Genomic DNA, 23,214 nt, shown 5'->3' with positions numbered 1-23,214 from the left:
GCGCATATGTGTTCTTACAGCGGCAAAGTAGCCGGTTTCTGGGTTCGATAAGCACGTATGCGTGCTTATTGAGCTGTTTTGGCGTGTGGATGAGGTGGGAAATTGACTTTAAGCGCATATGTGTTCTTATCGCGGTAAAGTAGCTGGGTTTTAGGTTGGATAAGCACGTATGCGTGCTTATTGAGCTGTTTCGGCGTGTGGATGAGACGGGAAAGTGTGTTTAAGCGCATATGTGTTCTTACAGCGGCAAAGTAGCCGGGTTTTAGGTGCAATAAGCACGTATGCGTGCTTATTGCGCTGTTTCGGGCTGTTTCGGCGTGTGGATGCTGCGGGAAAGTGTGTTTAAGCGCATATGTGTTCTTACAGCGGCAAAGTAGCCGGGTTCTAGGTGCAATAAGCACGTATGCGTGCTTATTGAGCTGTTTCGGGCAGTTTCGGTGGGTGGATGAGTCGGAAAAGTGTGTTTAAGCGCATATGTGTTCTTACAGCGGCAAAGTAACCAGGTTTTAGGTGCAATAAGCACGTATGCGTGCTTATTGAGCTGTTTCGGGCTGTTTCGGCGTGTGGATGCTGCGGGAAAGTGTGTTTAAGCGCATATGTGTTCTTATCGCGGGAAAGTAGCCGGTTTCTGGGTTCGATAAGCACGTATGCGTGCTTATTGAGCTGTTTCGGCGTGTGGATGAAGAGGAAAGCTGCCGCAGCAGAACGATGAAAGGGGCGAGTGGGATATTATCCACTCGCCCCTTTACTAATCAATGTCTCAGCCGTCCTTGCCGTGCTGAGCTAGCGGACGCTTGCGCAGCAGCGATTGCCATACCCATCCTGCATTGATCATAAGCATGACCGCAGATAGCAGGAACAGTCCTTGAATGCCGATCCAGCCGGACAGGGCACCGCCCGTGATTGGTCCGATCATATTGCCAAGGCTCATTGTACTGGTGTTGAAGCTGTAGGAGCGGCTCTCCATGCCGTCCGGTGTGTATTTTCGAATCAGGGAGTTTACGGCTGGAATAAGGCCTCCCAGAAAAATACCAAGTACAAAGCGAGCTAGCAGCAATTGCCAGACTGTTCCTGCCATAGCCTGTGGAATAAAGGAGAGCGAGGCTCCAACAAGCGCGACGCCAAGCACTCGTTCTGCGCCGATTCGATCGCTCAGCTTTCCTAGCAGCGGTGAGGCGACAAGATTCGAGAGGCCTGTGACAGAGCCGACGAAGCCTGCGAAAAAGGCGAGATTAGCGGTTGTGCCGTGCAGCTCCTGAACGTAGAGCGGAATAAGTGTCATTGGGCTCATCATTGCAAATTGCATCAGGAATGTGACCGCAAATAAAGCGGTTAGCTGCGGAATTCCGCTTAGCTGACGAAAGCCTTCAATGACAGATGCCTGTACCCGAGCAGCGGCCTTCATGCGGTCAAAGGGCTCTTTGACAACGAGCATGGCAAGCAGCGAGGCTGCAAAGAGCAACGCTCCTGTCAGGTAGAAGATAGGCCTGAAGCCAATGCTGTCAGCGAGCAATCCGCCTATGAAAGGGCCAAGTATCGTACCGGCAATACCCCCGGATTGAATCGTGCCCATCGCAAAGCCCATTTTGTTTTTTGGCGTCGTAGCCGATATCAATGCGATGGAGGCCGGATTGAATCCCGAAATCGTACCATTCAGCATGCGAAGCAGCAGTAGATGCCACGGATTTGTGGCAAAGCCCATGAGAATCATCACAATGGACATGCCAAAACCTGAGCGAAGCAGCATCATTTTCCGACCATAGCGGTCAGCCGCTTTTCCCCATATCGGTTGAAATATAAAGGATGTAACGAAGTTGCCGGCAAAAATAAGACCAGCCCAAATTCCAATTTCATGCTTATCGGATAAGCCTAAATCAAATTGCAGATAGAGAGATAGGAACGGTATAATCATCGTCATTCCAGCCATAACGAGAAATTGTCCGAACCATAACACGATCAGATTTTTTTTCCATTGTTCCATAAAGAAATTATAGCATAATTCGTCATTTGAGTTCCTCATGGTGAGAACGATATAATAAACCGCTTACAAAAATAAAAATATTATTATTGAAAAATATTATTTTTTAATATAATTTCCAGCTCGCTTTTTGTCGAAGTGTAGTATAATAAATGTAGTATTCGACAAAGAACATTGATAAAAAAATAATTCAAAACGAACATTAGTTCTTAGGTCACAAATAAATTGAATTATAAATTTAAATAGGAAAATATGCTTATTAAAGAGCGGAATTAATAGGTCAAAAGTCATTGACATAAACTCTTTTAATTGCTTTAATTAAAGCGAGTTTCATTATAATTTACATTTTTTACATTTCCCAAAAATATATTAATAGTTGGTGATGGATTATGTCAGGAGGCCGCAAGCGAATAGGAGATTTGCTAGTCGAATCTGGCGTAATTACCCAAGATCAGCTGCAGCAGGCTTTAATTCAGCAACGGGAACTAAAAACAAGGCTCGGGGATGTTCTCATCTCGAAAGGGTACATAACACAGCAGCAGTTTATCGAGGCACTGGAATTTCAACTAGGCATTCCGCATGTGCAGCTTTATCGGCAGAAGATTGATCCGAAAATAATTCAGTTAATCTCTCAAAAGCTAGCAGATCAGCACTGTGTCATGCCGATTCGGATGGACGGCAATAGATTAGTTCTTGCGATGGCCGATCCTTTGGATTATTTTGCGATTGATGAAATACGAATTGCAACTGGACTCAGAGTCGAACCAGTAATTGCTTCTAAGGATGAGCTTGTTCGTGCTATTAATCGTTTCTATGGACTGCAGGATACGATTGAGCAAATAAGCCGGAATTTACAGCTGAAAGACTTAGACGAGGATCATGCAATACAGGATGAAGATTCTCCAGTCGTGAAAACCGTCAGCCAAATTATAGTACAGGCCGTTCAATTGGGGGCCAGTGATATTCACTTGGATCCTCAGGATGGAAGTTTCCGGATTCGTTACCGGGTAGATGGTGTGATGAGGACAGAGCGAACACTGCCGCCTAATATGCATAGCATTATCGTTGCACGTATAAAAATTATGGCTAATTTAAATGTTGCTGAGCGAAGGCTTCCACAGGATGGGCGCGTTGAGCTTGATATTGATTTTCGGAAAGTAGACGTTCGAGTGTCTACGCTGCCAACGATTCACGGCGAGAAGGTCGTTATTCGAGTACTTGATCTAGGCAACTCTCTAGCAGACATTTCGAAGCTAGAGCTATCTGAGCACAACGAACAGCTTTTTCGCAAAAGCATTGAAATGGCGTATGGGGTCGTACTTATCACTGGACCAACGGGCAGCGGTAAATCGACAACGCTATATTCAGCACTTGCTCATCTCAATAGTGATGATGTGAATATTATTACGGTGGAAGATCCTGTCGAATACCAGCTTGAAGGTGTGAACCAGGTTCAAGTAAATCCGTTAACGGGACTAACGTTCGCTAGAGGTTTAAGAGCTATTTTGCGACAGGATCCGAACATCGTCATGGTTGGAGAGATTCGTGATTCTGAAACGGCGGAAATCTCCGTAAGAGCAGCAATGACCGGCCACCTCGTGCTAAGCACATTACATACGAACAATGCTGTTAATTCGATTACAAGGCTGATTGATATGGGGGTTGAGCCCTTCCTCATTTCGTCATCCGTCAATTGTATCGTTGCACAGCGGCTTGTCAGGAAAATTTGCAGTCATTGCAAGCAGCGATATACGCCAATCGATAAAGAATTGGAGTTTTTCACCAGCCATGGCATTGAAACAGACCACTTATACAAAGGCGCGGGCTGCGGTGAATGCGGACGAACCGGTTATAAAGGAAGATTGGCGATTCATGAGGTGCTAATGATCGATAACGAGCTTAGGGCGTTGATTATTTCCAAACGTTCGGATAACGAATATTATGAGCATGCGCTAAGGCAAGGAATGATACCGATTTTGGAAGATGGCTTAATGAAAGCAGTTGAAGGCCATACGACTATTACTGAGGTGTTTCGTGTTCTTGGTCAAGGGGAATAAGAGGTTAGCGTTCAGCAGGAAGGGTGCTTACCATGCAGGCAGAGGAATTGCTTTATTTAGCTCATTCAAAACAAGCGTCGGATATTCATATTACCGTTAATTCACCTGTTATTTTTCGAATTCATGGAGAATTAAGACCGATTAACGATACGCTATTAAAGCCAAATGACACACTTGAGCTTGCGAAACAGTTCATGACCGAGGAACGTTATGAGACGCTTCAGCAAAATGGCGATGTTGATTTCTCCTATGGAGTTGCGGGTCTTGCCAGATTTCGGATTAACGCCTATAAGCAGCGAGGAAGCGTGGGACTTGCGATACGTATTGTACCAAGTGTAATCCCAACGATGGAGGAGCTTCGGTTGCCGCGAATTGCAGCGGAGTTTGCGAAGAAGCCGCAGGGGCTGCTGCTTGTTACTGGACCTACGGGAAGCGGGAAATCAACGACCCTGGCCTCTATCATTGATCATATGAATCGAACGGAAAATTCGCATATTATTACGCTGGAGGATCCGATCGAGTTTATCTATGATCATAAAAAATCGATGGTCAACCAACGAGAGGTTGGACTGGACACGCCCTCTTTCTCCCATGGCTTGCGATCAGCACTTAGGCAGGACCCTGATATCATACTTGTAGGCGAATTGCGGGATTTGGAGACGATCAGTACTGCGATTAGTGCAGCAGAAACAGGTCATCTTGTGTTTGGGACACTGCATACCGCGGACGCTCCGCAAACGATTGACCGTATTATTGATGTTTTTCCACCTGCGATGCAGGCACAAATTAGAATACAGCTAGCCGCAGTTCTGTTAGGCGTTATTTCTCAGCGACTGTTGCCTAGAGCAGATGGAAAGGGGAGAACGGCTGCATTTGAAGTTCTGGTCAACACACCAGCCGTAGCCAATCTTATCCGAGTCGAGAAAATCTATCAGATTAGATCAGTTATGCAGACAGGCAAGGCGCTCGGGATGCAGACGATGGAATATGCACTAAGGGAGCTCGTCCAGCAGGGGACTGTGAAAATCCAAGATGCGCGTGATGCTGTTTTTGGATTTGGAGAGCTGTAAGGTTAACAATTAAGTTCTAATGGAGTTGGTTTGATGCCTAAGTATCGGTACAAAGCAGTCACAGCAAGCGGCAAAAAATCGATTGGCATGCTAGAGGCCAATTCGATGCAGCGTGCGCGCGAGACGCTGAGCGAGAAAGGCTTATGGGTAACAGACATATTGGATGCGAACGAAACTACGCTGTATAAGGATATTTCGTTCGGCGGACCGCGTGTCAAAATGGATCAGTTCACTGTTTTTTGCAGACAATTGGCCACGATGTACCGAGCGGGTGTCAGCCTGGTGGAGTCCGTCCAAATATTAAGTGAACAGACAGATAGCAAAACCTTGTCTAAGCTGCTAGTAAGCATTGCCGAAGAGATGCGTGCCGGGAAGCAGTTTTCAGAATCTGTGGCCGCTTATCCGACCGTTTTTTCCTCTGTATTCGTGAGTATGGTACAAGCAGGTGAGGTAGCAGGTAATCTGGATACGATGCTTGATCGGCTTGCGATTTTCTTCGAAAAGGAGCGCAACACGAAGGAAAAGGTAAAATCGGCGATGGTTTATCCAGTGATCATGCTCGTCTTGATGGTCGTTGTCGTGATCTTTATGATGCTTTTTGTTATTCCGCAATATGTGACGAGCTTCGCTGGAATGGGAATCGAGCTGCCCTTGCCTACACGTATCGTAATGGCTGTTAGTGAGTTTATGCAGGGCTATTGGTACATCGTTATTGCTGCAATGTTTATACCGAGTATTGTGTGGAAGCTTATTAGGCGGACAGCAGCAGGCAGGCAAAAGGTAGATTATTGGCTGCTCAAAATTCCGGTATTCGGCACATTATGGCATAAGCAGGCAATCGCCCGTTTCGCGCGTACATTCAGCTCGCTAATTGCAGCGGCAATACCGATCATGCAAGGCTTGTCGATTGTATCCAATGTCGTCGGAAACGAAGCCATCGGCAAAGTCATCTCGGATATTCGGGAGAAGGTACTGAGCGGGGAAACGATGTCGGAGCCGTTAAAGCAATCTAAGCTATTCCCTCCGATGGTCGTACAAATGATCGCTATCGGTGAGCGGTCAGGCTCTACGGAGGACATGCTGGACAAGGTAGCCGATTTCTATGAGGCTGATGTAGATCAGATGGCTGATCGACTGAAGTCGCTGCTTGAGCCGCTTATGATTGTTCTGTTGACTGGAGTCGTAGGTGTCATCGTAATGGCGGTTATGATGCCGACGTTTAAAATGATGGAGAGCTATTTGTAGATAGCAGTGTCTTGAGAAAATCAGACTTGATTGTCTGAGCATAGATGCACCTCTTGCTCAGAGCCGCTTTAAATATGATTACTAGAGTTAACCTTGTGTTTACTGGTTTCTCTTATCCTTTATTGGGTAAATAGTAATTGTATGCAGTAACTATTGATAGGAGCATGAGCTTAATGATGTCTCTATTAATAGATCATTAATGGTTTTACTAGCTTTAAAATATTGGTTCAAAATTGGGAGGAGAATGTTTATGTTGATGGCATTGAAACGGAATGAAAAGGGTCTTACACTTATTGAGTTGCTTGCGGTACTAGTAATTGTGGGGATTATCGCAGCTATTGCTATTCCTGCTATTGGTGGGACGATTGAAAAGTCGAAGACAAAAGCAGACACTGCAAGTGAACTGCTCATAACAGAAGCAGCTGTTCGTTATATGATTGATAGCGAGACTGCTACATCGTCTGCAACTACTGTAAGTATAGATGATCTGGTATCGGGTGGTTATTTGAGTGCAGAACCGACCTTTAATAAGGGTGGAAACACTGTGTCATTGAGTCCAACGAAGACTAATGGAGTATGGAAAGTAACTATATCAAGAACGACCTAATGTTAAAGATATAGAAGGGCAACCCTATAGGGTTGCCTTTCTATAAATTTTCAAGCAAGGAAGAGATAATATGTCTTTAACTGCTATATTTGCGTTTGCGATTTTAGGACTGCTCGTAAGCGGTGTCCTCAGCGTTATTGCTTCCCGTTGGGATAGCAGTTTAGTGCCTGCAATTCCACCGACAACAGAACATATTAAAAAAGACAACCCGCTTATCTATAGAGTTGCCATCTTTTTTAATGCTTCTATTAAAAGTTTGCACAGAAAATCAACTAAGACTTCGATCCTTTGGCGCTACGCTATAGGGGAAATCATCACTACCGTTTTATTTGCTCATGCCTCGTTCACACTGGGTTGGCAGCCAGAGCTTATCGCTGTACTATTTTTCATCTGCATCCTCGTCATCATTGTTCAAACAGATCTTACCGATATGATTATTCCAAATAAAGTGGTGGCTGTTGGTGTAATCGGGGCAATCGTCATTCGATTATTCATTCATCCGCTTCCGTTATTGAATTATGGTATAGCTGCCTTTGTTGGCAGTGGAGCATTGCTGCTTATAGGCGTGATTGGAAGTTGGATATTGAAGAAGGAGACTATGGGTGGAGGGGATATTAAGCTATATGTATTTATTGGTTTAATATTAGGCGTAAAGCTGACCTTGCTAAGTCTGTTTCTCGCCAGTTTATTTGGTTTAATTGGAGGAATTGTGTTGTTAGCAATCGGGGCGCATTCTAGGGGCAAAACAATACCGTTCGGACCCTATATTGCCGCAGGTGCGTTAGCAGCTTATTACTGGGGGAACGGTTTGATTGAGTGGTATCTCTCCATGCTGAACTTTTAGAAGCTACCTCAGGGTTGTATAAACGACTGTGGAAGTTTCGTGAATAGACTTATTCGGAAGATAGGTTTTTAATATAATGTCTATTTTCCCGTCGAGTGCAGTAAATTGGATGCTGGCAACCCGATCAGAAAAAATATGCTTTGTCGATGTTATTGGTAGAATGCCGTTGTCATCTTTTAATTTATATTCTACTTGGAAAGTGTTCGTAGTTTCATCTAATGTGTAGCTTACAAATTGTCCACCAACATCAAAAGGATCAATTAACATCATATGATTGACGTTCTCAATGTTAGCGGGACTAGGGATAAGTCCCTTACGTGCGGAACTAACAATGTGATTCATAATGTCACGTGATTCTTGCAATGTTGCTTCACGTGCAGATACCTGATTAAGACTATTATTTGAATAATTCAGCAAATAAATTAGAAAACCTAGAACCACTGAGGTTAGTACAAGGACTGCAAGAACTTCAACGAGTGATAATCCTTTTTGGTTTCTGATGGAGTTAAACATTCGAATCACCTCAGCAATCATTTAAGTATATTCAATAAAGGATTCAAGCTTATATGTTTTGGAAGAATTTAAATTTGTGCAAATGATATCTATTCGCTTAAAGATATTGTCAAGGTCCGTCGGTACAGTACCGTCTACAGTTACTTTACCTAGTCCTGATGAGCTTACTTGAATGCTTATCTCGTACTGAGGAGCCGTGGCATTCGGATAATAGATATTAGTAGTAGAGGCAAGGCTTGAGCTTCTAAGATTGTCCAAAGAAATCGGCTGGTTGTAAACCGTAATGCTAGTCTTCGATGAGTCCTTTAGATTCTTCTTAAGTTCTTCAATAACTGTTCTAGTTAGTTGAACAGATTGGTCGACTTTCTCATTATCTTTTGTATGCAGGGTTGCTTGTTGCAAGATGTAGGTGAGAGAAAGTATGGCGATACCAAGCAGTACGATAGAGCCCAATACTTCAACAAGCGTTAATCCCTTTTGGTTTCGCATTACAATCCTCCCATTAAGTGCAAGTTTTCGAATAGCTTTACTATTAGAATAATACGATGAAGGAGGAAAAGGCAATGTTTAAATATTCAAGGTCAGACAAAGGCGGAACACTTATGCTAGTTTTCGGTTTTATCATCATGCTCTCCTTCATCGCAGTACCGCTTGCCATGAACACAAATGTTGGATTACTTCAAGCAAAAACAGGAGGCAATTCAGAAGCTGCTTTTGCAAAGGCCCATTCTGCTATGACTGTGTTTGGTAGATTGTATGAAGATATGACCGAACGTGAGGGGATAAGCAGTCCCAACAACACTGAAGCCAAAATTGTATCATTGCTAGACCAGGTTAATGCAATTGAAGCATTAGATGCTGAAGCAACGCTTGTTCGCAACAGCAGCAATGAACCGATAGAAATCATTTTTACAGCAAAGTATGGCAATGGTAATCAGACTCGATCAGGAAAAGTGAAATATAAATTAGATGCTATATATGTGGCACCAGTTGTGCCTCCAACATCAACCCCCACACCTGCGCCGACCTCACCGCCTGGGCCAACACCAGTCCCCACTGCTCCGGTTCCAAATCCAGGGGGAAAGGTATTGATCAAAGCAAATGTAGTTGGTGATCCTTATTTTAATAAAGTATTCGCAGCTTGTTATGTAGGAGCGACGGCAGGCGAAGCTTTGCCAGCCAAGCATTTTAATAATGGATTTGAGTATACGGATTTTGAGAAGTGGTTCGATCCGACGACAGATTATTATTTAAATAAAATTGACTCTACAACAAGTTATGCTTTTCAAAATGTATTTCCGGATGAACGGATGACGAATGTTTCTAGTATTAGCAATTCTACAACGGCAAATGAGCTCGTTATTGAAAAGTCGAGGAACGCTATTAATCATGCAGGCGATGTGAGGATTTATAAACAAAATGGTATCAATGATGCTGAGGTTATTATAGACAAAGAAAATTCGAAATCAATTGTTGCATCGGGGAATTTAGAGTTTAGCAAGGAAATAAGAAATATCGTTGTCGTAAATGGTAATGTTCAAGTAGGGAAAAAACTTACAATTGCTAACTCCAGTAATTCGAATATGACATTTAAAGGCGACATACATGTTCGTGGAGACATGCAGATTGGTACAGACTCAGATGTTGGGGAAATTACAATTGAGGGCGATTTAGTCGTTGGAGGTAAGCTGACTTTAAACAAGTCTATTAAAAAACTGACTGTAAACGGTGATATTGTAGCAGGTAGTTTGAGTGTCAGTTCTAGCATTAATGTTAATGTAAATATTATAGGATCTGTAGTTGTAAATGGTAATGCGGATTTTAACACCATCAACGGCACTAGCATAACGATTGGCGGCAATTTCATTTCAATAGGTACAGTTCAATTTCTAGGAACATGGAACGCAAAGTTCACGGTTATGAAAACAATGGCAGCGGCAGGGACAATTTCTTTTGGTACGTTTAATAGCGGCGGTTCCCTCGAAGTACTAGGAGATTTGATCTCAAAGAGTGATATTCTCTTCACCGGTGATTTGAATAATGGAGTTAGTATCGGGAAATCACTTGTTGCTTCAGGAAAAGTACAGTTCAAGGTCTCTAATGCTAAAGGCACCATCGCGATTGCAGAGAATTTACTCACAAAGTCTTCATTAACATTCACTGGAGATCTGAATGCCAGCATAAAGGTTGGCAAAACAATTATGGCAATCGGTGATGTTTCAATAAGTACGATTAATGGCAATGGAGAAATGATTATAGGCGAGCATTTCATAACTAAATCTAATCTTTCATTTACTAGTTCGGTTAATGGCAAAGTAGTATTGGAAAACGGTATGCTTATTGTCTATCAAAATGCTATTTTCGGAGATAAATTAAACAACGTAGATTGGAACAAAATAAAAATGAAAGGTTTTAATGTCGGGTTGAAAACAACCTTTTCAGCCGAATATGGAAATGCTAATCATACTAAGAAGTATATTTGTATTACTTAATCAAAATGTTGCTCTGCTACAAGGGGGATAAGAGATGAATCAATCCATACTTAGAAAACTATCAAATGGGCATCAAACCCTGGGCATAGAAATTACGGACAGCGATGTGAAGATTTGCGAGATTCAGCAGAAGGGCAAGCAGCCTATAAAACTTCTTAATTATTCATCTAGACAGCTGCCAGCAGGAGTAGTGGATGACGGTAAGGTAGTTGATCAGGAAAAACTTCATGATACGATAAAAATGGTGCTGGATTCAAGAAGATTCAGCAGCCGATACGTGCATTTTGCTATCCCAAGTCAAATGGCCATGGTAAGAAGTCTTAAGCTGCCTGATCTTGCTCATGCTGATCTCAAAAAGCTTGTGAGCTTTGAAATGAAAAACAACTTAAGTATGGCGTTTGACGATCCTTCTTATGATTTCATAAAGCTTCCGAGGAATCCGAACGATATTGTTAAGGTTCCATTGGAAGAAGAAAATCTTAGTGAGGTGTTGGTGGTTGCTGCACCTACAAGTATTTTGCAAGATTATGTGGATATTTTCGAGAGATTGAAGTTAATTCCATGCAGCATCGAGATTAAGTCGTTCTCTCTATTGCGTGTACTTGATACGGGACATATCGATACAGATGGCATTAACATTATTGTCAATGTGAATGAGCTTAATAGTGAATTCACCATTATTGAGGATGGCCATTTCAAAATAACCCGCAATGTTGAGGTATCCTTCAAAAGCATCACTAAAGATGCTGATTCAGAGCAAAATAGTTGGCTGGAAAGCTTCTCTAGTCCAGAGCAGACCTTCTCGAACGCTGCACAGGACTTGATTGCTGAGTTGGAGCGATTAATGAATTTCTATTATTATAATTTGAATAAAAGTGAGAAGTCATTTAGCAAAATTATTCTCTCGGGGGATATAGCAGAACTAGGGCGTCTAGCTGGGTTGATGGCAGAAGGCTTAACCCCGCCCGTAACGCTGCTTGATTGGCAATCACTATCTGTAGCGGATAACTCCACAAACTGGAATGCTGCTACTTATGCGGTACCGCTTGGTTTGGCTTTGAGGGGGAAGGAAGCATGAAATCGATTAACCTATTGCCTTCGAGACAGAAAGAAGTGCTGCAAAATCCGAAGCTTAAGCCGCTGCTCGTGATTTTACTGATTATTGTACTCGCTGCTCAATGTTATTATATTATGACTTGGAAATCAGAGAGCAGTCGTGTTAATGAACAAGGTCTGCAATTGGATCAGGAGATTAATGCGATTCGCGATAATGGTGAATTAAAGGTTAAAGTGGATGGATATAGGCAAGCAGAACAATTGATTGCTGCGCTTATGCAGAATCGCACCGAATGGGGTCCCTATTTGTCAGCGATTACTAAAAATATGCCTGCAACAGCAAAGCTAGTATCGTTAAACGCCGTGGACCAGAAAAAAATAACGATTGACCTTGATTTTAAGATCTACTCGGACGTAGTTGCGTATATGAGGCTATTGGAAGCTGAAGAACAGCTTCAACAGGTGATTTTAACCTCAGTGTTCAAAAAAACAGATGAACAAACGACAACGGAAGTCGTGCCTTCAGATATAGAGGGTGTATCAACAACCAAAACGGTAAGAAAAGAAGTTTATAAGCTAATGTTGGACATTGAGCTTAGCGACGATAAAGGAGCTTCGTAACGATGGAGATCAAGTTGAAATCCTCTAAGGCAGCACTTAGCCAAAACCAAGTTGTTTTTATAGTTGTCGTTGCTCTTTTGGTCGTCTTGAACGCTGCTGTTCTATTTTTATTTCTATTACCAGGGTTGGATAGTTTAAAAGTAGATAAACAAGGCATTGATCAAAAAAATGTTACGCTGCAAAGCGTAAAGAACGAGTACACGAATGAGAATATCTCAGATGAGCAAATGACGCAAATAACGACTCGTGTGCCTGTAAAAAGAATAGATTCGGAAAATTTTGTGTTTATTAATGATTTATCGGTTGAATCAAATACGCCTTTAGCCTATGTAAGGCAATCCGGCGGCACTGAATCGGAGCCGCAGTCAACCGCTGGTTCACAAAATTCAGGTACGATGATAACGGGATATGAGGTTCTCGTTGTGGGCCATTTGCCTGATTTGCTGGCTTACATTGATAACATGCAAAAGCATGAACGCTTGTTTAGCTTGCAAAAGTGGAGCATCACAGAGCAGACTAAGGAAGCCATTAATAAGGATTATCCAGAATTATTTTCGTTTTCCTTCATTAATAAGGATAAAGCAATTTATGCTTTGCAGATGACCGTTCAAGCCTATGTTTTCCCCCAATTGGCGAATGCCTTTCTTACGGATAGCATAGCAGAATAGTCTTTAGAGAAATCAGCGTAGATAACTGTTTGCAGCTTAATTAGGATGGCTTTTTGATGAGGGAGTTTCGTCTCTCATTCAGAAGGCCATCCTTTATTCATAAGTCCTTCACGCAGCTCAAAGCTTATTGTCATACTATTGTCATAGGAAGTCGACCTGCGCTAGTTGTTAGGTATGAGGAAAAAGGGCATAATGGAAGCATAGGAAAATACATAGAAAAGAGGAACGGGAATGACGTATAACGACCGTTTCATACGGGCTTGCCGGAAGGAACAAGTAGATCAAATACCTGTATGGTACATGAGACAGGCGGGAAGGTACGATCCTGATTACCGCAAAATAAAAGAGAAATATTCTTTGCTTGAAATATGCAAGCAGCCAGAGCTTGCGGCTGAGGTTACGCTGATGCCGATTCGGAAGCTCGGTGTTGATGCGGCTATATTATATTCCGATATTATGAATCCAGTAGCCTCTATCGGAATTGATTTTGATATCGTTGCTAATATTGGACCGGTCATTGCGAACCCGATTAAATCAGCCGCTGACGTGGAGAGATTAAAGCCAATTGATGTTGATGGCGATCTCGGCCATGTTATTGAAACGATTCGAATCCTAGATCGTGAGCTTGAGGTTCCGCTCATTTCTTTCGCGGGCGCACCGTTCACGATTGCGAGCTATTTAATTGAAGGAAGACCTTCCAAAAACTATTTGCGCACGAAAGAAATGATGTACAGTGAGCCAGCGGTTTGGCATGAACTCATGCGCAAGCTGGGTGACATGGTTATTACTTATTTGCGTGCGCATGTTGCCGCAGGGGCCAAGGCTGTTCAATTGTTTGACAGCTGGGTAGGCGCACTGAGTCCCGCTGATTTCCGGAAATTCGTATTGCCTACCATTGAACGGATCTTCGCAGAGCTGTCGGATTTGCCGCAGCCGAAGATTTATTTTCCAGGCGTGAGTTCAGGTGAGCTATTGCCGGAATTGCATCAGGTGAAGACTGATGTTATCGGCCTTGACTGGCGTGTATCTATTGCGGAGGGCAGACGGAGACTGGATAACGGCTTTGCTGTTCAGGGCAATCTTGATCCAACCATTCTGACTGCGCCAATCCAAGTCATTGAGAGCTATGCTAAGGAAATTATTGATAGCGGAATAGAAGCGCCAGGCTTTATTTTCAACCTTGGACACGGCCTATTTCCAGAGGCGTCGCTTGAGAAGCTCGCTGAGCTGACTGCATTCGTGCAATCTTATTCCAAGAAAGCTATTGCAGCACGCAGCAATAAGGAGGCAAAGCATGTCTGAGCATCAAAATAAGCAAATCGGTGTACTTGTTATGTCGTACGGCACGCCAGAATCGCTGGATGACGTTGAGGCTTATTATACTCATATTCGTCGTGGAAACGCGCCTACCCCGGAGCTGCTCGCTGAGCTAAAGGGTCGTTATGAAGCTATTGTGGGGGGCGTATTTCCGCTTCGGGAAAACACAAACGGACAAGTAGCTGGCTTGCAGGATAAGCTGGAGCAGCTGGCGCCAGGCCAATTCGTATGTTATCAGGGCTTGAAGCATGCGAAGCCCTATATTGAGGACGGCGTTGAACAAATGGCGAAGGCTGGCATTACGGAAGCGGTTGGCATCGTACTGGCTCCACACTTCTCGACGATGAGCGTAGGCAGCTACATTAAGCGTGCTGAGGAGAAGGCGAAGGAGCTAGGTATTGCGATGACTTTTGTGAAGCAGTATCACATGCATCCGAAGCTGCTTCAGGCACTTACCGAAAGAGTTGTGGATGGATTAGGACGATTGGCAGCTGCTACGGATGGCGAAGATCGTGTGAAGGTGCTGTTTAGCGCACATAGCTTACCAGAAAAAATTCGTGAGGTTGGCGATCCCTATGAGCAGCAGCTGCTAGAAACCTCAGCAGCAGTTGCGAAGGCAGCAGGCGTAAAGGATTGGCAGTTTACTTGGCAAAGCGCGGGGCGTACTAGAGATCCATGGCTTGGACCAGATATTTTGGAAACCTTGCCTGTGCTTGCAGAAGAGGGCGTTAAAGCAGTTCTAGTTGCACCGGTCGGCTTCGTATCGGATCATTTGGAAGTGCTTTATGATCTTGACATTGAAGCGAAGGACGCTTCCAAGCCGCTTGACATTACTTTAGATCGAATCGCGATGCTGAATCGCGACCCATTATATATGGAGACATTGGCAGAAACGGTCATCGAGGCCTTGGCCAGCCAAGGGAAGGAATGAATGAGATGCGGAGAATCGGAAACCCTGATCGAATTGTCATTATTGGCGGAGGGATCAGCGGGCTGAGCTCCGCTTTTTATTTGCAGCGGGAAGCGGAGCGACAGGGCAGGGAGATTGAATTGACCATCGTAGATGGCGCTCCTGCCTTGGGCGGGAAAATAAATACGCTGCAGCGTGACGGATTCGTCATTGAAAAAGGACCTGACTCTTTTTTGGCGCGAAAGTTGGCCATTATTGATTTGGCGGTGGAGCTTGGTTTGGAGAACGAGCTGACGACAACTAATCCAGGTGCGAAGAAAACATATATTTTGCATGAACGAAAGCTGCATGCTATGCCGCCAGGTCTAGTCCTTGGTGTTCCGACGGAGATCGGACCCTTCGTAAAGACAGGCTTGCTGTCATGGGGAGGCAAGCTGCGGGCTTTGCTGGATTTGGTGCTGCCTGCGCGCAAGGAACAATCCGATGAATCACTGGGTGGATTTTTAGAGCGGAGAGTGGGCAATCAAGTTATGCGAAGAATTGCCGAGCCGCTGCTTGCAGGCATTTATGCAGGAGATTTGAAGAAGCTTAGTCTGCAGGCAACCTTTCCACAGTTTGCAGCATCGGAGCGCAAGCATGGAAGCTTGATTCGCGGGATGCAGTATAACCGAAAAGCCGGCGCAGCGCCACTGCCAGCTGTGGCGAAGGGCGGCACTTTCCTTACTTTCAAAGGTGGCTTAACGACGCTCGTAAACGCGCTTGATCAAGCACTGAGCAAGGCAGAGCGGCGCCTTGGCACAAAGGTACAGGAAATAAAGCGAAATCTTGATGCCAGCGGTAAGCCGACAGCCGGTTATGAGGTTGTGCTTGATAGCGGTGAAACGCTGCAGGCGGATCGAATCGTCATGACAGCGCCTGCGTATAACGCAGCTGATCTGCTTGAGCCATTGATCGATTGCCAGGAGCTTCGTGCGGTTAACTATGTATCGGTAGCTAACGTGGTCATGGCATTCGACAAGGCAACGTTCGGACTGGATTTTGACGGATCGGGCTTTCTTGTGCCACGCTCGGAAGGGCTTCATATCACCGCATGCACATGGACATCAAGCAAATGGCTGCATACCAGTCCAAGTGATCGGGTGCTGCTGCGCTGCTATGTTGGACGCTCAGGTCAAGAGGAGAGCGTCAAATTGCCAGATGCGGGTCTCATCAAGGCTGTAAGAAGAGATATTGAAGAGACGATGGGAGTTAAGGCGGAGCCTTTGTTCACTGAAATCACGAGACTTCCGCGCTCCATGCCGCAATACCCCATCGGACATCTTGAGAATATGAAGAAGCTGCGCGAGCGTGTTCAGCAGGAGCTGCCTGGCGTATGGATTACAGGTGCAGCATTCGACGGCGTTGGACTGCCGGATTGCATAAGGCAAGGCAAGGAAGCGGCGCAGGCAATTTTCAAATAGGTCGTGCTATAATTGATTACCCATCAAAGGTGGAACCTTGCTATAATGGTAGAGTCATAGGGTATATGGACTTTTTAACCTAATGTAGAGAAGGAGCCATTTTCGATGCAAAGATCTCGTTCCGAAGCCCATTCACAGGAAAAGCTTAGACGGAAAAAAAGGCTCAAACGACGTATTATCGTCAATTTCACGCTCCTTGGTGTCATTATAATATTGCTTGGCGTATGGCTTGCCGTATCGAATTCGGATAAGCTGTCCGAATGGTTTGACATTTTTGGCGATGGTTCGAATGGTCAGGAGCAAGCAGGCAAGCCGAGTACAGATGAGAATACGCCGGGCAATGTTATTTTGCCATCGGAGGAGCCTGATAATAGCAATGAGAACGGAGTAAACGCGCTGCCAGAGGACGATGCTGAAGTGATTGATTCTGAGCCTGCAGCTAGTGATGACGATAAAATTAGCTTATCCTTTGTTGGTGACTTGCTGGTTGCAGAATATGTGAGTGCGATCACTGAGCGTGAAGGCTATGATTATCTGTATAAAGAGGCATTGCTTTATTTGAGCGAGCCTGATCTGACTGCAGGCAATTTGGAATTTCCAATTACGAAGAGGGGAACTCCGGTTGTTGGAACTCCATACGTGTATAAGGGTTCGCCTGATGTTCTCCCTTCGATGTACAATGCTGGCTTCGATGTGATGAGCCTAGCGAATAATCATGCTCTGGATCAGGGTGTTGAGGGCATGCTGGATACGATGAGCTATTTGGACGAAGCAGGCATTTCGCATATGGGTGCGGGCAGCAATGATACGGAAGCTTTTGCTCCGGTTATTAAAGAGGTTCGCGGCATAAAGGTTGCGTATATTGGACTGAGCAGGGTTGTCCCGTTCCCGTCGTGGAAAGCTGACAAGTATAATGCAGGATTAGCAGAGAGCTATGATACGACGCGTGCTAATGCTGCGATTGCCAAAGCAAAGGAACAGGCGGATATCGTTGTTGTCATGGTTCATTGGGGTAAGGAACGGGTAGATAAACTGGAGCCTTACCAGACGGATTTTGGCAAACAATATATTGATGCCGGCGCAGATCTAGTCATCGGAAGCCATCCGCATGTGCTGCAAGGGTTTGAAATGTATAAAGGCAAATGGATTGCATACAGTTTAGGGAACTTTATTTTTACTTCATATCCGAAAGAAACAGCTGGCGAAACCGGTGTGCTTGATGCTTTATGTACAAAAAGCGGGGATTGTGAGCTGACGTTCCATCCGATGTTTACAGTGAATGCGCAGCCGACACCCCTCGAAGGGGATGCGGCAAAGACGCTGCTTGATCGATTGTCTTCGATTTCTTTTGGCGTAAGGCTGGAAGCGGATGGTCGTCTCGTTTCTGATTAATGGAAACCGTCCGGAAAGGATGATCGTTTAATGAAAAATCCGTGTGTAGCACATAGGGGCTGGTCCAGCCGTGCGCCGGAAAACACAATGGCTGCGATACGACTTGCGATCGCTGATCCTGAAGTGGAATGGATTGAGCTGGATGTGCATTTATCGAAGGATCACGTGCCTGTTGTCATACATGATCCAACGCTTCGAAGAACAACGAATGGAAAGGGCGATGTGAAGAGTCTGACGGCTGCTGAGCTGACTTCACTTGATGCAGGCCATTGGTTTTCGCAAAAGTATCAAGGTGAGCCCGTACCTACACTTGAACAAGTGCTTAGTGAGGCTGTTGGTCATTGCAAGCTTAATATTGAGCTGAAGACCAATGGTATCCGCTATCCTTATATCGAGCAGAAGGTGCTGGAATGCATTCAAGCGTTTAAAGCGGAGGAAGAAGTTATTATTACTTGTTTTCACGAAGGCACCTTGTACCGGATGAGAAATCTATCGAAGTCCATTCGTACAGGTCTAATTATTGATGGTTGGCGCAATACGCTTCCACAGGAGCTTAAGGAACTAGGCTCGGATTTCCTTTCCATCAGCTATTCCAAGCTCAATAAGGAGCGCGTAGCGCTTCTGAAAGCTGCAGGCATACAGGTGATGGCGTGGACGATAAATGAAAAGCGGGCTATGCGCAAAGTAGCTTCGCTTGATCCTGATATTCTAATTTGCACGAACTATCCTGAGCGCTGGCATGAGCTGCGGCTGGAAGCATTAGCACAAGGCAGCACTAGCTAGGTTAGCTTAGGAGCAGCTTACGTTGTGCGGCTGCTGCTAAATAACAGGAGGTCGTAAGCGAGTATGGTTGGATTAATAGATGAGTGGTGGCTAAGGCTGCTTGCCGGAGTGCTCGGCAGCGGTCTTATTGCTGCAGCTGCACTCCGCTTTCGCGCATTGTCTGCTTCCGGAGCGTGGTCAGCCGTTATCATGGGTACCGGCTTCGCTGTGCTGGGAGCGCCTGTCTGGTTTGGCTTGCTGATTGCATTTTTCGTATCGTCTACCTTATGGTCGAAGTGGAAACGGAAGCATCGCGCCAAAGCATCCGCTGAAGCAAAGTATGAGAAGACTGGACGCCGTGATGCGGGCCAGGTGTGGGCGAATGGCGGCACAGGCTTGCTCTTATGTGCTGCTAATGCGCTTTGGCCAGATCAAGGCTGGCTATTTGCGTATATCGGCGTGATGGCTTCTGTTAACGCCGATACATGGGCCACCGAGATCGGCGCTCTTAGCAGGACGGCACCGCGATCGGTGACGAGCGGCAAGCCGGTTGCCCCAGGCACGAGCGGCGGAGTCACGCCGCTCGGCAGCGCAGCCGCGCTCGCAGGCGCCGTGTTCATCGGCGTCGTTGCCGCGGCTCTAGCGGCCCCGCAGCCAGCAGAGGCTGCTGCGGGTACGCTAGGCGGCGGAGCTGCAGCAGCGGCATACATCGCCGCAGCGGCCTCCGCCGGCCTGGCCGGTGCCTTCGCCGACTCGCTGCTCGGCGCAACCGGCCAGGCCATGTATCGCTGCCGGGTATGCGGCAGCGATATCGAGCGCGCCGCGCATTGCGGCAGCGCGGCGGAGAAAGTGCGCGGCTTCGCCTGGCTGAACAACGACAGGGTGAACCTCCTGTCGTCGTTATTTGCAGGCGTGCTAGCATGGATCATCGGGCATTGGCTGCTATAAATGCCCGATACGTTAGACCGTTTTAGGATTTCGAATCCTAGAACGGTCTTTTCTTTAGCTGAAAAAACCAACCAACCAACTTTGACGCGTTAAGAACACATATGCGCTTAAGCACACTTTTCCGCCTCTGCCACACGCCGATACAGCTCAATAAGCACGCACACGTGCTTATCCAACCTAAAACCCAGCTATTTTGACTCGTTAAGAACACATATGCGCTTAAACACACTTTCCCGCCTCAGCCACACGCCGATACAGCTCAATAAGCACGCACACGTGCTTATCCAACCTAAAACCCAGCTACTTTGACGCGTTAAGAACACATATGCGCTTAAGCACACTTTTCCACCTCAGCCACACGCCGATACAGCTCAATAAGCACGCATACGTGCTTATCCAACCTAAAACCCGGCTACTTTGACTCGTTAAGAACACATATGCGCTTAAACACACTTTTCCACCTCAGCCACACGCCGATACAGCTCAATAAGCACGCATACGTGCTTATCCAACCTAAAACCCGGCTACTTTCTTGACAGAGGACCAAAATTAGACTTATTTCACCGAAGAGAGGGCATCGAGTGCCCATTTGGCGGGAACGTGTGTGAATAGATCTATTTATTAGACTTATCTACTTTGCATTGCCCGCGATCCTACTGCGTACATATTGCAGGTAGGTGAGGGTGAGGGAAACAGCTGCTGGCGCGAGATGGTCAAGCCTGACTATGAGCATATACATAGATGCAATCTTCATTATTTCCATAACACAAATGTAACTTTTTACTAGTAACCTCGTCTAATCATTATCAATAGATGAAGAGGTGAAGGAATGCTGAAGGCGTTTAAGAAGCTGTCCCTGAGCACGATTGCTGCAGTGATTGTCCTCGCTGCAGCACCCATTCCTGCAAATGCGGCAGCAGCCCCGCTGCTGAAGGGTATTGTAAGCATCGATGGAAATCATGCGCTGGACGATAAGGGTGTATTGTGGACCTGGAATGAGGAAACGTACGAAGCAGTCCCTATTCTTGAGGAAGTTAAGACGATCTCAGAGGGGAACACAGCGGTGAAGAAGGATGGAACGGTCTGGACTTGGGGAAGGAAAATCGGAAATGTCACTGGTCCTGACGGTAAGATTGTATATTTTAATACGTTTGATCAACCGACTAAGGTAGAAGGGCTAAGCGGTGCTGTCGATGTATCAGGCAATTATGTTCTAAAGGCTGACGGTACGGTATGGTCAGTGAGTGGAGGCTGTGAATATCAATTGCCTAATGAATCCTGTGCTGCTGAAGCAAGTGTAGAAGCGAAGCTGAGACCAGGACGAATTGGAGAGCTGAAGAATATCGTGGCGATTGCGGATGGTGGAACTTTTCCGTTAGCATTGGGGAAGGACGGTTCATTGTGGATTTGGGGACAAGATAGATACGGAGATTCTTTTCTACCGGCTCCGTTAGTGGATCGCAAGGATGCTAAGCCAACCAATTTTAAAGAAGCTGCATCGATCTCTAGTGGACTAGCGATTAGCTCGTCGTGGGATATTTATACGATTGACCGTTTTGCTATTTATGGCGTAGCTTCTCCTGAATTCAATGTTGCTAAGCTGGCTCCAAACGTTGCGGCAGTATCGGGAGCAAGGGGGAATCTAACGCTTTCTCTTTTGTGCTAATGAAGGATGGCACGGTATCCTATTGGATCTGGCCAACAGCGGATAAAAAGCTTTATCCCGTGAAAGGGCTCGGACAGGTGAAGTCGATAAGCGCCAAGAGTGAAGGAGGCGGTACAGCTCTTCATAAAGATGGCACGATATCGTCATGGGGGCGAATGAGCAATTATTACGGGGATGACAAGTACAAATACAGCTATACCATTGTTCCGAAAAAAGTTGTCAAAGGCATAGGGATTCGTTTAAACGGTAAATATCAACTGATGGAAAATCAACCGGCTATGATTAATGGCTCTGTGTTCGTTCCCGTACGAGGGTTGTTTGAATCACTTGGCGGCACCGTGGATTACTCGAACGATATCGTCACCGTCAAATATGGTACGAATGTTATCCGGATGGAACTTTGGAAGCAGGAAGCTACCATTAATGGAATTACTGCGAGACTTCCTGCTTCCGTTCAGGCCGTTCGTGGCAGGACCATGGCACCGCTGCGTTTTGTCGCGCAAGCCATGGGTGCAGAAGTCGTATGGGATGGTAAGAATCAGGAGGTTCTGCTATCATCCGAAAAAATAAGAGATGACCACTAAGCAAAGAAAGGAAGCTGGCGTCTTCATGAGTTTTTTAAAACTATGGCATTCTCTTCCTGTTTGGATTGTGATGAGATCCATTTCGATACCCATGGCCATTATTATAGGATTTTTGCCATTGTGGGATGGCCGTCTTGATAGACATGATATCGTATTTCCGGTATTTTTTAGTCTATCCCTATTAAGCCAGCTGCGTATTCGCAGGCTAAAGGAAATGTCCAAAGTGAAAAGCGACGCCGACTCATCAGACTTACCTTCGTAAACTAGCATGCTGCCCGTCGTTGACACGAATAGGGGACGACGACAGGCAGCTTACCCTTTAAACCTTGCATCAAATGCTGCTTGGTCTCCTTTAAACACATTAATGTCAACGTAGGCATCGATACCAGCAACATGTCCGCGATTGCAATATTGCCACAACAGCCACCCACGCTTGTCCTGGAGCGAGGGATGCTTCACAATATCGCGAATCCAAATATCATAGCTTTCAAAGCCGCTGGCTGTATAAGTGTTATACGTGTCATAGGTGACGTAAAATATCGGTTTCTTCTTATAAGCGGCTTCAAGCTTGTCGCTCATTGCTTTTAATTCATGCTGAATGACAGCAACATCATGAGTAAGCGCAATTTCAATATCGATAACGGGCGGCAAGCTGGCTTCATCACTGTCAACTACGCTTATAAAATGGTCAGCCTGCTGCTCACCCGAGCTTCTTGCTGAGAAAAAATGATAGGCACCGACGAGTAGGCCATTCGCTTTAGCGTGATCCCAGTTTTTCTGATATGTGTCATCCGTAAAATCATTTCCTTCTGTTGCTTTCATATAAACAAACTGATATTTCCTTGTATTGGCTACGGTCCTCCAGTCGATATCCCCTTGATAATGAGAAACATCAAGTCCTCTAACCTTATACTTCATTGCGAACAGACTGTTATGCCATATTAACCCTTTATATTCCAAAAATCCAAGCAGCAATACAATGCTTATAAAAATAACGATTATCCTTTTTACTTTCACAGCTTCA

At 45.4% G+C, this 23,214-nt stretch carries 22 protein-coding genes; 18 read left to right on the top strand and 4 right to left on the bottom strand.

The annotated features are described in order from the left end of the window. Positions 1–760: 760 nt before the first annotated feature. Positions 761–1,981, bottom strand: a complete 1,221-nt coding sequence (locus MHI37_RS19730; RefSeq protein WP_076339784.1) for an MFS transporter — start codon at positions 1,979–1,981, stop codon at positions 761–763. Between the two features lie 386 nt (positions 1,982–2,367). Here MHI37_RS19730 and MHI37_RS19725 point away from each other — a divergent pair, with 386 nt between their 5' ends. From MHI37_RS19725 to MHI37_RS19705, 5 genes are all read left to right on the top strand, one after another. Beyond that, positions 2,368–4,035 (top strand): ATPase, T2SS/T4P/T4SS family, encoded by a 1,668-nt coding sequence (locus MHI37_RS19725; protein ID WP_076339782.1) that lies wholly within the window; start codon positions 2,368–2,370, stop codon positions 4,033–4,035. Positions 4,036–4,067: 32 nt separating this feature from the next. Further along, positions 4,068–5,105 (top strand): type IV pilus twitching motility protein PilT, encoded by a 1,038-nt coding sequence (locus MHI37_RS19720; RefSeq protein ID WP_076339781.1) that lies wholly within the window; start codon positions 4,068–4,070, stop codon positions 5,103–5,105. A gap of 33 nt (positions 5,106–5,138) precedes the next feature. Further along, a complete protein-coding gene (locus MHI37_RS19715; protein ID WP_076339780.1) occupies positions 5,139–6,350 on the top strand; it encodes a type II secretion system F family protein in 1,212 nt (403 codons plus the stop codon). Positions 6,351–6,600: 250 nt separating this feature from the next. Next, on the top strand, positions 6,601–6,957 hold the full coding sequence (locus MHI37_RS19710) for a prepilin-type N-terminal cleavage/methylation domain-containing protein (RefSeq protein ID WP_218638959.1): 357 nt from the start codon (positions 6,601–6,603) through the stop codon (positions 6,955–6,957). 70 nt (positions 6,958–7,027) lie between these two features. Further along, on the top strand, positions 7,028–7,801 hold the full coding sequence (locus MHI37_RS19705; protein WP_083676572.1) for an A24 family peptidase: 774 nt from the start codon (positions 7,028–7,030) through the stop codon (positions 7,799–7,801). 3 nt (positions 7,802–7,804) lie between these two features. Here MHI37_RS19705 and MHI37_RS19700 read toward each other — a convergent pair whose 3' ends face one another. Together MHI37_RS19700 and MHI37_RS19695 are read right to left on the bottom strand one after the other, a co-directional pair. Beyond that, positions 7,805–8,314 carry a prepilin-type N-terminal cleavage/methylation domain-containing protein gene (locus MHI37_RS19700; RefSeq protein ID WP_076339778.1) on the bottom strand — a complete coding sequence of 170 codons (510 nt, stop codon included), beginning with the start codon at positions 8,312–8,314 and terminating at the stop codon, positions 7,805–7,807. 21 nt (positions 8,315–8,335) lie between these two features. Further along, positions 8,336–8,803 carry a prepilin-type N-terminal cleavage/methylation domain-containing protein gene (locus MHI37_RS19695; protein ID WP_076339777.1) on the bottom strand — a complete coding sequence of 156 codons (468 nt, stop codon included), beginning with the start codon at positions 8,801–8,803 and terminating at the stop codon, positions 8,336–8,338. A gap of 74 nt (positions 8,804–8,877) precedes the next feature. Between MHI37_RS19695 and MHI37_RS19690 the strand changes: the two genes are divergently transcribed. From MHI37_RS19690 to MHI37_RS19630, 13 genes are all read left to right on the top strand, one after another. Then, positions 8,878–10,806, top strand: a complete 1,929-nt coding sequence (locus MHI37_RS19690; RefSeq protein ID WP_076339776.1) for a polymer-forming cytoskeletal protein — start codon at positions 8,878–8,880, stop codon at positions 10,804–10,806. 34 nt (positions 10,807–10,840) lie between these two features. Then, positions 10,841–11,884 carry a pilus assembly protein PilM gene (pilM, locus tag MHI37_RS19685; RefSeq protein ID WP_076339775.1) on the top strand — a complete coding sequence of 348 codons (1,044 nt, stop codon included), beginning with the start codon at positions 10,841–10,843 and terminating at the stop codon, positions 11,882–11,884. Further along, positions 11,881–12,483, top strand: a complete 603-nt coding sequence (locus MHI37_RS19680) for a hypothetical protein (RefSeq protein WP_076339774.1) — start codon at positions 11,881–11,883, stop codon at positions 12,481–12,483. Before pilM ends, MHI37_RS19680 begins: the two co-directional genes overlap by 4 nt. A 2-nt stretch (positions 12,484–12,485) precedes the next feature. After that, a complete protein-coding gene (locus MHI37_RS19675; protein WP_076339773.1) occupies positions 12,486–13,151 on the top strand; it encodes a hypothetical protein in 666 nt (221 codons plus the stop codon). Between the two features lie 231 nt (positions 13,152–13,382). After that, positions 13,383–14,453, top strand: a complete 1,071-nt coding sequence (hemE, locus tag MHI37_RS19670) for a uroporphyrinogen decarboxylase (RefSeq protein WP_076339771.1) — start codon at positions 13,383–13,385, stop codon at positions 14,451–14,453. After that, the gene (gene hemH, locus MHI37_RS19665; protein ID WP_076339770.1) at positions 14,446–15,399 is read left to right on the top strand and encodes a ferrochelatase; all 954 of its coding nucleotides are present in this window, start codon (positions 14,446–14,448) and stop codon (positions 15,397–15,399) included. The genes hemE and hemH overlap by 8 nt, the downstream gene beginning before the upstream one ends. Positions 15,400–15,404: 5 nt before the next feature. Then, a complete protein-coding gene (hemG, locus tag MHI37_RS19660; protein ID WP_076339769.1) occupies positions 15,405–16,838 on the top strand; it encodes a protoporphyrinogen oxidase in 1,434 nt (477 codons plus the stop codon). A 105-nt stretch (positions 16,839–16,943) separates the two neighbouring features. Continuing rightward, the gene (locus tag MHI37_RS19655) at positions 16,944–18,230 is read left to right on the top strand and encodes a CapA family protein (RefSeq protein ID WP_076339768.1); all 1,287 of its coding nucleotides are present in this window, start codon (positions 16,944–16,946) and stop codon (positions 18,228–18,230) included. Positions 18,231–18,260: 30 nt separating this feature from the next. Further along, positions 18,261–19,013: a glycerophosphodiester phosphodiesterase family protein gene (locus MHI37_RS19650; protein WP_076339767.1), complete on the top strand. Its 753-nt coding sequence runs from the start codon at positions 18,261–18,263 to the stop codon at positions 19,011–19,013. Positions 19,014–19,076: 63 nt separating this feature from the next. Then, entirely contained in the window at positions 19,077–19,940 is an 864-nt protein-coding gene (locus tag MHI37_RS19645; protein WP_076339766.1) for a DUF92 domain-containing protein, read from the top strand. Between the two features lie 829 nt (positions 19,941–20,769). After that, entirely contained in the window at positions 20,770–21,606 is an 837-nt protein-coding gene (locus MHI37_RS19640; protein WP_342556504.1) for a hypothetical protein, read from the top strand. A 77-nt stretch (positions 21,607–21,683) separates the two neighbouring features. Next, complete coding sequence (locus MHI37_RS19635; protein ID WP_342556503.1) at positions 21,684–22,190, top strand: copper amine oxidase N-terminal domain-containing protein; 507 nt, start codon at positions 21,684–21,686, stop codon at positions 22,188–22,190. A gap of 25 nt (positions 22,191–22,215) precedes the next feature. Next, positions 22,216–22,452, top strand: a complete 237-nt coding sequence (locus MHI37_RS19630) for a hypothetical protein (protein WP_144023816.1) — start codon at positions 22,216–22,218, stop codon at positions 22,450–22,452. Between the two features lie 50 nt (positions 22,453–22,502). Here the strand turns inward: MHI37_RS19630 and MHI37_RS19625 are convergent, their stop codons facing one another. After that, positions 22,503–23,207: a GH25 family lysozyme gene (locus MHI37_RS19625; RefSeq protein WP_076339763.1), complete on the bottom strand. Its 705-nt coding sequence runs from the start codon at positions 23,205–23,207 to the stop codon at positions 22,503–22,505. Between the last annotated feature and the right edge of the window lie 7 nt (positions 23,208–23,214).

Origin of the sequence: Paenibacillus sp. FSL H8-0548, from assembly GCF_038630985.1 — a bacterium.
Classification (GTDB): domain Bacteria; phylum Bacillota; class Bacilli; order Paenibacillales; family Paenibacillaceae; genus Pristimantibacillus.
Note: the sequence above shows the minus strand (reverse complement) of the source record. Positions and strands in the feature narration are given on the sequence as shown.

What these genes read in the sequence shown, in the direction of transcription:
- MHI37_RS19720 (WP_076339781.1), top strand. Translation starts at nt 4,068, where the DNA reads ATGCAGGCAGAGGAATTGCTTTATTTAGCTCATTCAAAACAAGCGTCG.
- MHI37_RS19675 (WP_076339773.1), top strand. Translation starts at nt 12,486, where the DNA reads ATGGAGATCAAGTTGAAATCCTCTAAGGCAGCACTTAGCCAAAACCAA.
- MHI37_RS19705 (WP_083676572.1), top strand. Translation starts at nt 7,028, where the DNA reads ATGTCTTTAACTGCTATATTTGCGTTTGCGATTTTAGGACTGCTCGTA.
- MHI37_RS19725 (WP_076339782.1), top strand. Translation starts at nt 2,368, where the DNA reads ATGTCAGGAGGCCGCAAGCGAATAGGAGATTTGCTAGTCGAATCTGGC.
- MHI37_RS19650 (WP_076339767.1), top strand. Translation starts at nt 18,261, where the DNA reads ATGAAAAATCCGTGTGTAGCACATAGGGGCTGGTCCAGCCGTGCGCCG.
- hemH (WP_076339770.1), top strand. Translation starts at nt 14,446, where the DNA reads ATGTCTGAGCATCAAAATAAGCAAATCGGTGTACTTGTTATGTCGTAC.
- pilM (WP_076339775.1), top strand. Translation starts at nt 10,841, where the DNA reads ATGAATCAATCCATACTTAGAAAACTATCAAATGGGCATCAAACCCTG.
- MHI37_RS19655 (WP_076339768.1), top strand. Translation starts at nt 16,944, where the DNA reads ATGCAAAGATCTCGTTCCGAAGCCCATTCACAGGAAAAGCTTAGACGG.
- MHI37_RS19715 (WP_076339780.1), top strand. Translation starts at nt 5,139, where the DNA reads ATGCCTAAGTATCGGTACAAAGCAGTCACAGCAAGCGGCAAAAAATCG.
- hemG (WP_076339769.1), top strand. Translation starts at nt 15,405, where the DNA reads ATGCGGAGAATCGGAAACCCTGATCGAATTGTCATTATTGGCGGAGGG.
- MHI37_RS19695 (WP_076339777.1), bottom strand. Translation starts at nt 8,803, where the DNA reads ATGCGAAACCAAAAGGGATTAACGCTTGTTGAAGTATTGGGCTCTATC.
- MHI37_RS19630 (WP_144023816.1), top strand. Translation starts at nt 22,216, where the DNA reads ATGAGTTTTTTAAAACTATGGCATTCTCTTCCTGTTTGGATTGTGATG.
- MHI37_RS19680 (WP_076339774.1), top strand. Translation starts at nt 11,881, where the DNA reads ATGAAATCGATTAACCTATTGCCTTCGAGACAGAAAGAAGTGCTGCAA.
- hemE (WP_076339771.1), top strand. Translation starts at nt 13,383, where the DNA reads ATGACGTATAACGACCGTTTCATACGGGCTTGCCGGAAGGAACAAGTA.
- MHI37_RS19700 (WP_076339778.1), bottom strand. Translation starts at nt 8,314, where the DNA reads ATGTTTAACTCCATCAGAAACCAAAAAGGATTATCACTCGTTGAAGTT.
- MHI37_RS19710 (WP_218638959.1), top strand. Translation starts at nt 6,601, where the DNA reads ATGTTGATGGCATTGAAACGGAATGAAAAGGGTCTTACACTTATTGAG.
- MHI37_RS19730 (WP_076339784.1), bottom strand. Translation starts at nt 1,981, where the DNA reads ATGGAACAATGGAAAAAAAATCTGATCGTGTTATGGTTCGGACAATTT.
- MHI37_RS19690 (WP_076339776.1), top strand. Translation starts at nt 8,878, where the DNA reads ATGTTTAAATATTCAAGGTCAGACAAAGGCGGAACACTTATGCTAGTT.
- MHI37_RS19645 (WP_076339766.1), top strand. Translation starts at nt 19,077, where the DNA reads ATGGTTGGATTAATAGATGAGTGGTGGCTAAGGCTGCTTGCCGGAGTG.
- MHI37_RS19640 (WP_342556504.1), top strand. Translation starts at nt 20,770, where the DNA reads ATGCTGAAGGCGTTTAAGAAGCTGTCCCTGAGCACGATTGCTGCAGTG.